The sequence below is a fragment of the Erythrobacter sp. JB1-4 genome (genome assembly GCF_057365025.1).
The window spans coordinates 1,330,196-1,342,657 of record NZ_CP200292.1 but is presented as its reverse complement, the minus strand read 5'-3'; the positions used below and the strand labels follow the sequence as shown (position 1 = coordinate 1,342,657).

Annotated in this window: 10 protein-coding genes; 8 read left to right on the top strand and 2 right to left on the bottom strand. The window is 57.4% G+C overall.

Features of this window, described 5'->3' with window-relative positions; genetic code table 11:
- The first annotated feature begins 18 nt into the window (after positions 1 to 18).
- From gltB to AC0V61_RS05970, 5 genes are all read left to right on the top strand, one after another.
- Positions 19 to 4,659 carry a glutamate synthase large subunit gene (gene gltB / locus AC0V61_RS05990; RefSeq protein WP_486156357.1) on the top strand — a complete coding sequence of 1,547 codons (4,641 nt, stop codon included), beginning with the start codon at positions 19 to 21 and terminating at the stop codon, positions 4,657 to 4,659.
- Positions 4,660 to 4,671: 12 nt separating this feature from the next.
- Entirely contained in the window at positions 4,672 to 6,123 is a 1,452-nt protein-coding gene (locus tag AC0V61_RS05985; RefSeq protein ID WP_486156356.1) for a glutamate synthase subunit beta, read from the top strand.
- A gap of 284 nt (positions 6,124 to 6,407) precedes the next feature.
- Entirely contained in the window at positions 6,408 to 7,604 is a 1,197-nt protein-coding gene (locus AC0V61_RS05980; RefSeq protein ID WP_486156355.1) for a carbohydrate porin, read from the top strand.
- Positions 7,605 to 7,744: 140 nt separating this feature from the next.
- Entirely contained in the window at positions 7,745 to 8,065 is a 321-nt protein-coding gene (locus AC0V61_RS05975; protein WP_486156354.1) for a hypothetical protein, read from the top strand.
- Positions 8,066 to 8,276: 211 nt separating this feature from the next.
- Positions 8,277 to 8,948 carry a hypothetical protein gene (locus AC0V61_RS05970; RefSeq protein WP_486156353.1) on the top strand — a complete coding sequence of 224 codons (672 nt, stop codon included), beginning with the start codon at positions 8,277 to 8,279 and terminating at the stop codon, positions 8,946 to 8,948.
- Between the two features lie 2 nt (positions 8,949 to 8,950).
- Here AC0V61_RS05970 and AC0V61_RS05965 read toward each other — a convergent pair whose 3' ends face one another.
- Complete coding sequence (locus tag AC0V61_RS05965; RefSeq protein ID WP_486156352.1) at positions 8,951 to 9,742, bottom strand: enoyl-CoA hydratase; 792 nt, start codon at positions 9,740 to 9,742, stop codon at positions 8,951 to 8,953.
- 34 nt (positions 9,743 to 9,776) lie between these two features.
- Positions 9,777 to 10,463 carry a uracil-DNA glycosylase gene (gene ung / locus AC0V61_RS05960; RefSeq protein ID WP_486156351.1) on the bottom strand — a complete coding sequence of 229 codons (687 nt, stop codon included), beginning with the start codon at positions 10,461 to 10,463 and terminating at the stop codon, positions 9,777 to 9,779.
- Between the two features lie 84 nt (positions 10,464 to 10,547).
- Between ung and AC0V61_RS05955 the strand changes: the two genes are divergently transcribed.
- From AC0V61_RS05955 to AC0V61_RS05945, 3 genes are read left to right on the top strand one after another with little or no spacing between them, the layout of a single operon-like run.
- Positions 10,548 to 11,183, top strand: coding sequence for a ribonuclease D (locus tag AC0V61_RS05955; RefSeq protein ID WP_486156350.1), 636 nt, complete (start codon positions 10,548 to 10,550; stop codon positions 11,181 to 11,183).
- Between the two features lie 9 nt (positions 11,184 to 11,192).
- Entirely contained in the window at positions 11,193 to 11,870 is a 678-nt protein-coding gene (gene lptC, locus AC0V61_RS05950; RefSeq protein ID WP_486156349.1) for an LPS export ABC transporter periplasmic protein LptC, read from the top strand.
- Positions 11,871 to 11,881: 11 nt separating this feature from the next.
- Positions 11,882 to 12,430 (top strand): LptA/OstA family protein, encoded by a 549-nt coding sequence (locus tag AC0V61_RS05945; RefSeq protein WP_486156348.1) that lies wholly within the window; start codon positions 11,882 to 11,884, stop codon positions 12,428 to 12,430.
- The last annotated feature ends 32 nt before the right edge of the window (positions 12,431 to 12,462 follow it).

The window sequence follows — 12,462 nt, the reverse complement described above, 5'->3', positions numbered from 1 at the left end:
ACAGATTGGAACCTCGCCATGGGATACCCAGATTCCCAGGGTCTCTATGACCCGGTAAATGAACATGACGCCTGCGGAGTGGGCATGGTTGCCCATATCAAGGGTGAGAAAAGTCATGCCATTATTGAGCAAGCGCTTCAGATTCTTGAGCGGATCGACCACCGCGGCGCTGTGGGCGCTGACCCGCTCTTGGGTGATGGTGCTGGGCTGCTTATGCAAATCCCTGATCCGATCATGCGCAAATGGGCGAGCGAGCACGGTGTCGCGCTGCCCTCGGCGGGCGAATATGGCGTAGCCATGTGCTTTATGCCGCAGGATGCAGCTGCGCGCGCCTTTGTGACCGAGCAGTTTGAAAAGTTCACTACTAAAGAGGGCCAAATCTTCCTTGGTTGGCGCGATGTCCCGGTAACGATGGATGGGCTTGGTAAAGCGGTTATCGATTCTATGCCGGTGATCCAGCAGGCCATCATCGGCAAAGGCAACAATTGCGAGGACCAAGACGCGTTTGAGCGCAAGCTGCTCGTGATTCGCAAGCAGGTGCAAAACCCGCTCGCCAAACTGCAAGAGAAGCACGATCTGCCGGGTCTCACCGACCTTTATGTGCCGAGCTTCTCTAGTCGCACGATTGTCTACAAAGGTCTCTTGCTGTGTGAGCAGGTGCGCAGTTTCTATGATGATCTGCGTAATCCCGATTGCGTGTCGGCGCTTGGCCTTGTGCACCAGCGGTTTTCGACCAACACGTTCCCGAGCTGGCGCCTCGCACACCCGTTCCGCCTGATTGCGCACAATGGTGAGATCAACACCAATCGCGGCAATGTGAACTGGATGAATGCCCGCCGCCGCACCATGGAGAGCGATCTTCTCGGGCCTGACCTTGATAAGATGTGGCCGATCATCCCGCATGGGCAATCTGACACAGCGTGCCTCGATAACGCCTTGGAATTGCTGCTCGCGGGCGGCTATTCGCTTGCGCACGCGATGATGATGCTTATCCCAGAGGCCTGGGCGAAAAACGAGCAGATGAGCCCTGAGCGCCGCGCGTTTTATGAGTATCACGCAGCGCTTATGGAGCCATGGGATGGCCCGGCTGCCGTGTGCTTCACGGATGGTCGCCAAATCGGGGCAACGCTTGACCGCAATGGCCTTCGCCCAGCGCGTTTCTGCGTCACCAAAGATGACATCGTGTGCTTGGCCTCGGAAAGCGGCGTGCTGCCCTTTGCCGAGGAAGACATCACCCGAAAATGGCGTCTGCAACCGGGCAAAATGCTCCTTATCGACCTTGAAGAAGGCCGTATCATTGAAGACGAAGAGCTCAAGGCAGACCTCGCTAACGCCGAGCCATATGCGGATTGGTTGGAGCAAGCGCAGTATAAGCTCACCGACATTGTCGAGATTGAGCCAGAGCTTTCCGAAGTTCCCGTGTCCGAAACGACGCTCCTCCAGCGCCAGCAAGCCTTTGGTTACACTCAGGAAGATGTAAGCAAGTTCCTTGAGCCGATGGCGACCAAGGCTGACGATCCTATCGGCTCAATGGGCACTGATACACCGATTGCCGTGCTCTCGAATAAAGCGCGTCTGCTCTACGACTATTTCAAACAGAACTTTGCGCAGGTCACCAACCCTCCGATTGACCCGATCCGCGAAGAGTTGGTGATGAGCCTTCTCTCCATGATCGGCCCACGCCCCAACCTGCTTGGTCACGATGCGGGGACGCACAAGCGTTTGGAAGTCCAGCAACCCATCCTCACCAATGATGACTTGGCGAAAATTCGCTCGGTCGAAGCGGTTTTGGATGGCGCGTTCCGTTGCACCACCATCGATATGACTTGGGACGCCAGCACGGGGGCCGTGGGCCTTGAGATGGCGATCAAGGAAATGTGCTGGGCCGCGACCGAGGCGGTGTTGCAAGATCAGAACATCCTTGTGATCTCTGACCGCGCGCAAAGCGAAGACCGCATTCCGATGCCTGCGCTTTTGGCGACGGCGGCAGTGCACCACCACCTCGTGCGTCAGGGTCTGCGCATGCAAACCGGCCTTGTTGTCGAGACCGGTGAGGCACGCGAGGTGCACCATTTCTGCGTTCTCGCAGGCTACGGCGCCGAGGCGATCAACCCATATGTGGCGTTCGAAACACTCGAAGATATCCGTGCCAAGAAGCACTCAAGCCTGACGCCAGAAGAGGTCCAGCAAAACTACATCAAGGCGGTCGGCAAGGGCATTCGCAAGGTGATGTCCAAAATGGGCATCTCAACCTACCAATCCTATTGCGGCGCGCAGATTTTTGACGCTGTTGGCCTCTCAAGCGAGTTTATCGCAAGCTACTTCACGGGCACGGCGACCACCATCGAAGGCGTCGGCCTTGCTGAGGTCGCTGAGGAAAGCATCCGCCGACACGCGCAAGCTTACGGTGACAATCCGATCTATGCCGGAATGCTCGATGTGGGCGGCATCTACCAATACCGCCTGCGCGGGGAAGAACACGCCTGGACGCCGGAAAACGTCGCGCAATTGCAGCACGCTGTGCGCGGCAATGACCATGCGAACTACGCAGAATTCGCAAAGTCCGTGAACGATCAGAACGAACGCTTGCTTTCGATCCGCGGCCTCATGGAATTCAAAAAGGCGGACAACCCGATCCCGCTTGATGAAGTCGAACCCGCCGCAGAAATCGTCAAGCGCTTCTCCACCGGCGCGATGAGCTTTGGCTCTATCAGCCATGAAGCGCACTCGACCCTTGCGATCGCGATGAACCGCATTGGCGGGCGCTCGAACACGGGCGAAGGCGGCGAAGAGCCCTTCCGTTTCACACCGCTCGAAAACGGCGACACCATGCGCAGCCGAATCAAGCAGGTGGCCTCGGGCCGCTTTGGTGTGACGGCGGAGTATCTTGCCAACTCGGACGATATTCAGATCAAGATGGCGCAAGGCGCAAAGCCGGGCGAAGGTGGTCAGCTGCCGGGTCACAAGGTCGACAAACGCATCGGCGCGGTGCGTCACTCGACGCCGGGCGTGGGCCTCATTTCCCCGCCGCCGCACCACGATATTTACTCGATTGAGGATCTGGCGCAGCTGATCCACGATCTTAAAAACGTCCAGCCATCGGCGCGGATTTCCGTCAAACTCGTGTCCGAAGTGGGCGTGGGTACGGTTGCCGCTGGTGTGTCGAAGTCCAAGGCCGATCATCTGACGATCTCAGGCTATGACGGTGGAACCGGTGCATCGCCGTTAACCTCGCTGACGCACGCGGGTAGCCCTTGGGAAATCGGTCTTGCTGAAACCCAGCAAACGCTGCTTCTCAACGACCTGCGCAGCCGCATCGTCGTACAGGTTGATGGTGGACTTCGCACAGGGCGCGACGTCGCGATTGGCGCTCTGCTTGGTGCGGATGAGTTTGGTTTTGCGACCGCTCCGCTGATCGCGGCGGGCTGTATTATGATGAGGAAATGCCACCTCAACACCTGCCCCGTAGGCGTTGCGACACAAGACCCTGTTCTGCGCGCGCGCTTCACCGGTCAGCCTGAGCATGTGGTCAATTACATGTTCTTCGTCGCTGAAGAGCTTCGCCAAATTATGGCCGAAATGGGCTTCCGCACGGTTGAGGAAATGGTGGGCCGGGTCGACCGTCTCGACATGACCCGCATGCACCGTCACTGGAAAGCGCAAGGCATCAATCTTGATCGCCTCCTTTACGCGCCAGAGCTGGCGGAGGGCACCCCTCTCAACCACACGGAGACGCAGGACCACGGTCTTGATGCAGCGCTCGACAATAAGTTTCTCGCTGACGCTTCAGAGGCGATTGCCAATAAGACGCCGGTGGAGCTCAACTATGAGATCCGCAACGTCAACCGCACTGCTGGCACCATGCTTTCAGGCACAATCGCCAAAGAACACGGCCACGCAGGCCTGCCGGTTGATACCATCCGCATCAACCTCACAGGGGTTGCGGGTCAGAGCTTTGGCGCTTGGCTTGCCCACGGCGTGACGCTCGATCTTGTCGGCGATGCCAACGACTATGTCGGCAAGGGTATCTCAGGCGGGCGCATCATCGTGCGGCCACCGGAAAATGCTCCGCGTGCAGCGAATGAGAACATCATCGTTGGCAACACTGTGCTCTATGGCGCGATCTCGGGCGAAGCCTATTTCTCTGGCGTCGGCGGAGAGCGGTTTGCCGTTCGCAACTCGGGCGCGATTGCTGTTGTCGAGGGCACGGGCGATCACACCTGCGAATACATGACCGGCGGCGTTGTTGTTGTGCTCGGCAAAACGGGCCGCAACTTTGCAGCGGGCATGAGCGGCGGTGTCGCTTACGTCTATGATGCCGACGGCGACTTCTCCGACCTCGTAAACCACGCGCAGGTCGAGTTGGAGGCGATCTGCTCCGATGCCGACGAAGAAGAAGGCATGGGCCGTCCAAGCCAGCGTACGCGCTCGGTCAATGACCTTGGCATGGGCGATATGCTGCGCCACGATGCAGAACGCCTGCGTATCCTTGTGGAACGTCACCAGCTCCACACTGGCAGTAGGGTCGCATCAGACCTCTTGGCGGATTGGGACAATGCGCTGACCAAATTCGTGAAGGTCATGCCGACCGACTACAAACGCGCCCTTGAAGCCATCGAGGCTGAACGCCTCGAAGCGGCAAGCGTAGCAGCGGAATAAGGTTCAAGAACAATGGGTAAAGACACAGGCTTCCTCGAACTCGACCGCCGCGAGCGGGATTATATCGAGCCGGAAAAGCGGCTTGAGAACTACCGCGAATTTGTGGTGCAGCCCGATGATGAGACGCTGAGCTCCCAAGCATCGCGCTGCATGGATTGCGGTATTCCCTATTGTCACAACGGTTGTCCGGTGAACAATATGATCCCGGACTGGAACCACCTCGTTTACGAGAACGATTGGAAGAATGCATTGGACGTGCTGCATTCCACCAACAACTTCCCAGAATTCACGGGCCGCATCTGCCCTGCTCCGTGTGAGGCGTCTTGCACCCTCAACATTGTCGACCAACCAGTCACGATTAAATCCATCGAATGCGCGATTGTCGATCGCGGATGGAAAGAGGGTTGGGTCACCCCGCAGATCCCTGCGAAAAAGACCGGCAAATCGGTTGCCGTTGTGGGTTCTGGTCCCGCTGGCATGGCCGCCGCACAGCAATTGGCGCGCGCTGGCCACTCAGTCACCTTGTTTGAGAAGAACGACCGCATCGGCGGGCTTCTTCGTTACGGCATTCCAGACTTCAAGATGGAAAAGCACCTCATCAACCGCCGCTGTGTGCAGATGGAAGCAGAAGGTGTGACGTTCAAAACCAGCAAAGAAGTGGGCGTTGATGTCTCCTTCCAGTCCTTGCAGGAAAACTATGACGCGGTCGTGCTTTCAGGCGGCTCTGAAAACGCCCGCCGATTGGAAATTCCAGGCGCTGAACTCAATGGCGTTCGCCTCGCGATGGAATTCCTGACGCAGCAAAACAAGCGTAACGCCGGCGACGAGGAATCGCGCGCAGCCCCTCGCGGCTCCCTCAAAGCGACCGGCAAGCACGTTGTCGTGATCGGCGGCGGGGACACCGGTTCTGACTGTGTTGGCACCTCAAACCGTCAAGGCGCAGCCTCTGTCACCCAGCTTGAGATCATGCCCAAGCCTCCTGAAAAGGAAGACAAGGCAATGACCTGGCCGCATTGGCCGCTCAAACTGCGCACTTCGTCCAGCCACGAAGAAGGCGTGGACCGTGATTGGGCGGTGCTCACCAAGCGCGTGGTTGGCGATGGCGAAAAAGTCACCGGCCTTGAATGCGCCCGCGTTGAGTGGGTCAAGGACGATGATGGCCGCCACCAAATGCGCGAGATCGTCGGCAGTGAGTTTACCATCCCAGCCGACCTCATCTTCCTCGCCATGGGCTTTGTGGGCCCGGTCAAGGCAGGTCTCCTCGATCAATCCGGCGTTGAGCTTTCCGATCGCGGCAATGTTGCAGCGAATGAAGAAAATTACGCCACCAGCGTCGAGAACGTTTTTGCCTGCGGTGACATGCGCCGAGGTCAGAGCCTTGTCGTTTGGGCCATTCGCGAAGGTCGCCAGTGCGCGCGTGCCGTCGATGAAGCGCTTATGGGTGTAACAGAGCTACCCCGCTAAAATACGCGGTTTAGGTGGCAATATTGGCACAGCGGGTGACAAAGGGCCTCCCGTTCACATGTTGTCTTGCCTAAATCCTTGATTTTTACTTCCTTAACTGTCCATCTCTAAGGCGGAGAGGGAAGGCGCAGTGCAGTGTGCCTCTTGGGAAGAGGACCATTAAGGCCATGTTACTGCGCATAGGCCGCGCTCGTTGCGCGCGCTGCATCATATTGAGTTCGATTGCGCTGGCGTCGGCATCACCCGTTTGGGCACAAGCTGTATCCGAAACAGAAGAGCGTGAAATGAAGGGGCCACAGCTGGTTTCTTACTCACTGCCATCTTCCGAAAGGGCATCACAGGAGGTCGCGCCGCCATCCGTGCCCCCATCTGCGCCTAAATCCAATCCGGTTGATATCAGCCTCGTTGCCTCGCAGTTTCTCGACCTGCCCGCGGTGGGCGATGCTCCAGCAAACTTGCGATATGGCGGGCGTGTTGATGGTTATATCACCGCAAAGGCTAGCGCGATTGGCGGGTCCACGAACCTCACCCTAAAGCTGCGCCCCGAATTTCGCTGGGGTGAGGACTCCAATGGCGAAATTGGGCTCGTGCCCAGCAATACAGCGCTTTTCCGGCCTGAGGGGCGCGGCAAGTTCGATCTGTCGGCGAGCCTTGAATACAAATGGGACAGCGGCACCACCTTGGAAGTGGGCAAAATGAATGTGCTTGATGTGACGGCTAAGACACCGCTGGTTGAGAGCAATGGGCATATCGGCTTTCAAAACCTCGGCGTCTCGCTGCCTCCTTCGGGAATTGCGCCCAACACAATGACAGGGGCCATGCTCACCGTACCCAAGGGCTCAACGCTCTACCGGTTGTGGGTGTTTGACGTGGACAGTCAATATGCGCGCAGCGGTCTTGAAGACCCGTTTGAGAATGGCGTTGCCTTCCTTGCTGCAGCGACGAAAATTACCAGTATCGGCGGCAATCCAGGTTTTTACACCTTCGCTCTTGTTGGTTCGACACGGGATGACTTTGCCCGGGATCTGTTGCCAAGCGCACTCACTCCTCCTGCGCAGCCGATTGGTACATTCGGGAACGAGAGCGGCGAGCTCGCGGTTCAGCTGTCTGCTTATCAATATGTCGCGCGCTATGCGGAGGCGCCGGGCAAAGGTTGGGGCATCCTTGCGCGTTTTCAGGCGTCCATGGGCGATCCGACATTCCTCGATTATTCGGGCTATTTCGGCGTAGCGGGTAATCCTCGTTTCCGTCCCCAGGACCGCTTTGGCATTGCCTATTTCCAATATTCGCTCACCGATGAGCTGGTGGATGATATCGCGTTTCGGCTGGGGATTGAGGATGAGCAGGGCGTCGAAGCCTTCTACACTTATCAATTTGCAGACAAGCACGGGCTCACTTTCGACGTACAGGTGGATGACAGCGCCATTGCCGCGCGCCGTGTTGGGGTGACAGTTGGCCTCAGGCTCACCTCACAGTTCTGAATTTTTGCCAGAAATTTTCGATTAACACGGACCTTTATCCCATTTGGGATATACGCTCGCTCAACACATCTCCTTAGGACGCTGGTCAAGGCACACGGGTTCGCGCCTTTGACCAAACACATGACCCTTTGGAGATAAAAATGCGTAACACACTCATCATCCTTTCAGCAGCACTCGCACTTGGTACAATGCCAGCGGTCGCGACCGCGCAAAGCGCAGGCCAAGTGATCGACAAGATCGGGACCTCTTGCCCTAAAGGCTTCAATTCATCGGGCTCGTCTTGCAAAGCCACGGGCCGCGCGACGGCTCTTCCTAAAGTGGGTTCATCATGTCCCAAGGGTTTTCAGACCTCCAACAACGACTATTGCGTAGCCCCAAGCGGCGGCGATGCCATGATCAAATCTGGCTCATGTCCCTCAGGTTACAGCACTTCGAACAACAAATACTGCGTCAAAAACTGACAGCAGCTCCACGGGGGAGCATTGCGGGCAGGTGGGTTCTGCGACCCGAGAACACCAGCCTATCTGTTTGCAAAGCTCAAACGCTTGCAGCCCGGTTTTTCCGTTTAGGGGAGGCCGGGCTGCTTGGCGTTTGGCTGTCGGTTTCGCGATTTCGCGTAAGGTCTGCTATCCTTGTGGGATGCATATTAGACTTCTCTTCAGCACTCTTGCGTTGGCTCTATCCACACCGGTTTTGGCACAAGAAACGGCAGATCAGGCAGCAGGCGAGCAAGAACAGAGCGATACTCAAAGCCCATTCGTCGGCCGCTACAACGGCAACAGCTTTGAGACCGCGATGGGCATGGTGGTGCGCCCGGATGGCACATTCCAATGGGGTCTGTCCGTGGGCGGGCTCGATTTAAGGGCCGAGGGCACCTGGGAAGAGGCGAATGGATTTATCCTCCTCAAAAGTGACCCTAAGCCGGTCGCACCCGAATTTACTTGGAGCGCGGTAGAAAACACTAAAGACGGGCCGTTCCTGCGCATTGAATGGGCCGATAGCGGCAAACCATTTTCTTTTGCCGATGTGCGCGGGCTTTGTGCCAATGGCGAGCTTATCGTGACCCCGGTGATAGATGGCGAATGGTCTCCGGGCGATACTTGCGACAAGCCGGAGATGATCGAACTGTACCTGCGAAGCTATCAGGTGCTCTCCGGCCCCTTTCAGCTCACGGGTGAACGCGAAGTAGAGGCGGGCCAGACCATCCTCTTTGAGTTTCACCGCAATGATCTGGGCGTTGCCAATTTTGACGGCTCAATGGGCCAGTTTGTAGATGGTAAGCTGGTGGTCGAAAGTCCGCTAGGGTCGATGACCCTTCGAAAGGTCGCTGCGCCTGTTGAATAGCGCTATTGCGAGCGCCCACGCCTTTGGACATTCTCGCGGCGCGCCTCGACCTCCTGCGGAGCCACCTGTGAATTTGCAGCCGATGATCGCTCAGCCTCAATTGCCATCCCTTCGCCAAAACTCACTGCAAAACCATCATCGATAAGTTGCTTATAGGCGGTGAGAAATTCCACATCGATGCTAGCTGCATCGCTCGCCAGTTTGAGCGCGGTGGGGAGTAGGTCTTCTGGCTCCACCACATGGTTCACCAGCCCCCATTTGAGCGCGGTCTGCGCATCGAGGAAATTGCCCGTAAAGGCGAGCTCCTTGGCACGGCCAATTCCAATCATGCGAGAGAGCTTTTGTGACAGCCCCCACCCCGGTACAATACCCACCCGCGCATGGGTATCGGCAAAGCGGGCATTGGTCGCAGCAATGAGAAAGTCGCAAGCCAGCGCGACCTCGAAGCCTCCTGTGATTGCAACACCATTGACTGCGCCAATCACGGGCTTGCTACAGATTTCTATCGCTTTGACCGGGTTGTTGGCTGGATCAGTGTCATTCGCCGCGCCTAATGCACCTTCCTCGCTACCAAGTTCTTTTAGGTCTAACCCGGCGGTGAAGGCACGTGTGCCAGCACCGGTTAAAACGACCGCGCTCACCGCTCCATCGGCATCGGCCTTGCGCATGATCTCGTAAAGGCGTCTGCGCAAAGGCCGGTTGATTGCATTCATCGCATTAGGACGATTGAGAGTGACGAGTGCCACTCCGCCATTCACTTCATACAGCACTTCATCGCCGGTTTCTTGGGTCATGCTAGTGGTTCTCCGTTGGGGCAGATCGCTCAAACTATAACGCCCAGTCAATTCCTTGGTGCCCTTTGCTTTCCAAGAATGCATTCGTTTGGCTGAATGGCTTCGAGCCAAAAAACCCTCGGTGCGCTGATAACGGTGAGGGGTGCGGTGATTTCAGGACAAGATGATGGCTTGCACTGCCAAGTCCCTTCACGCGGCCTGCCTTTTTCGCAGCATGGCTGCCCCAAAGTATGAAAACGCAAGGGTTCGCTGTCTCCACCACCGCCGCAACGCAGGCATCGGTAATCCTATCCCAGCCGCGCCCTGCATGGCTTCCCGCCTGTCCGGCTTCCACTGTCAGGGTGTTGTTCAGTAGAAGCACCCCTTGCCCCGCCCACGGGATGAGATTGCCAGTTTGAGGTCGCGCGATCCCGAGGTCGTTTTCCAACTCCTTGAAGATATTTACCAACGATGGCGGCTGTTTGATCCCGTCTTGGACTGAAAAGCTAAGCCCATGCGCTTGTCCTGGCCCGTGATAGGGGTCTTGCCCGAGGATAACTACGCGCACCTTGGGCAAAGGCGTTGCTTCGAGTGCCGCTAAGCGTGTGCCGCGCGGGGGATAGATGGTCTTACCCGCTTTCTCCTCAGCAACGAGCCACCCGCCAAGCTTTCGGGCTTCATCTGTATGGAGCACGGGTTCCAACGCGGCGCGCCAGCTTTCAGGGATTTGCTCGGTTGACATAGCCTTGCGAATATACGGGCTTGCGCATGGGGTGCCAGACGCCTCTTTCCCTCTGTCCCCATGTCGCGTAAGGGCGTGATCGATATGACAGTTCATTTTCACGAAGAAGACCTTCCCGACGGCGTCCTTGAAGGCACGAGCGATCTTGCCGTCGACACAGAGACCATGGGTCTCATCACACACCGTGATCGCCTGTGTGTGGTGCAAATCTCCGATGGTTCGGGCGATGAGCATCTGGTGCGTTTTTCGCCAGGCAGCGATTATGAAGCACCCAATCTCAGCCGTATTTTGGCTGATGAAACTCGCGTTAAGCTTTACCATTTTGGCCGTTTTGATTTGGCTGCGATCCAATACTATCTGGGCGTAACCGCGGGTCCTGTCTTCTGTACCAAGATCGCAAGCAAGTTGGTGCGGACTTACACCGACCGGCATGGCCTTAAAAACCTCACTGAGGAACTGCTCAGCGAGAGTATTTCCAAGCATCAGCAATCCTCTGATTGGGGCGGGCCGGAGCTGAATGATGCACAGCGCGACTATGCCGCCTCTGATGTGCGCTTTCTGCACCGTCTGCGCGATGAACTCGTGGTGCGCCTAGAGCGCGAAGGCCGGATGGAGATTGCACAAGCGTGTTTCGACTTTCTGCCTACACGTGCTGCGCTCGATATCGCGGGTTGGGACGGGCGGGACATATTCAGCCACAATGAAGGTTTCTACCGCTAGGACGGCCTCATGGTCATCAAACGTCGCATCGAAACCGAGCGCGCCGAAGCGCTACGCAGCAAACGTCAGAATTTTGCCGCCCCCGGTGGTAGCCATGACAAGCTGGTTGGCTTCTTAGCACGCGCTTTGCCGATGGGTGTGGGCGTGCTGGCGGCGTTGATGATCATCACGCCTTTGTCACCGCGCGGGGAGGTGAGCTTCCTGCTCGATCGCAATAAGGTCTCCGTGATCGAACAGCGCCTTAGCGTCGACAACGCGATGTATCGGGGCCGCGATGATAGCGGGCGTCCGTTCTCAATCACGGCGGGTGAGGCGGTTCAGCGGTCGAGCGCTGAAGGCAAAGTGCGGATGGACAACCTTCTTGCCCAACTTCTTCTTGAGGATGGCCCCGCAAGGTTATCTGCACAAGGCGGTGTCTACGATATCAATAGCGAGGTCGTAGACGTTGATGGCACCATGCGGGTGCGCACTGCTGATGGTTATGCGATCAGCGCAAGCGGAGTGAAGTTCGATCTCGACACCCGCACAATGACCGGTTCTGATGGGGTCGAGGGCGCGGTGCCTGCAGGCAGATTTTCCGCCAATTCAATGACCGGCGATTTGGATGCGCGCACGATCTCGCTTGATGGTAATGCCCGGCTCACTATGGTGCCTGGGAAGTTACAGGGCGAATTGAGGGTGCCGTAATGGAAGGCTTTATGTCTCGCAAACTTGGAAAGATCGCATTGAGCTGGGCGGCTGGTGGCCTTGCAATGGGCGCAGTGCTGGCTGGCGGCATGACGCTTCACGCTCAGACTATCGCCTCCCATAACACACACGCGCCGGTCTCCTTTGACGCAGGCAGCATCGACTTTGACGACCGCGCCAATCGCGTGGTCCTAAGCGGCGGGGTGACTGTCAATCAAGCGGGGTTGAGCGTGCGTTCTAACCGGATGCTTGCAAATTACACCGATGATGGTTCGCTCGACGTGCAGCGTATCACTGCCAATGGCGGTGTTGTCGTGACCCGGGGGAATGAGCGCGCTTCTGGTGACGTTGCGGTCTATGATTTTGGTAAGCGGATTATCACGATGGCTGGTAATGTCTCGCTCAGCCGAGGCGGTGACACGCTTAGCGGTGATCGCCTTGTGATCAATTTGGCGACTGGACTATCGAGCATTGATGGACGCGCGAGCGCTGGCGTATCAAGCAGCGACACCGGCTCCAACGGACGCGTGACTGGCACGTTTAGTGTGCCTCAAGATTGATTGGTTGCTTGGCGGGCGCTCGCCCGGTCGCG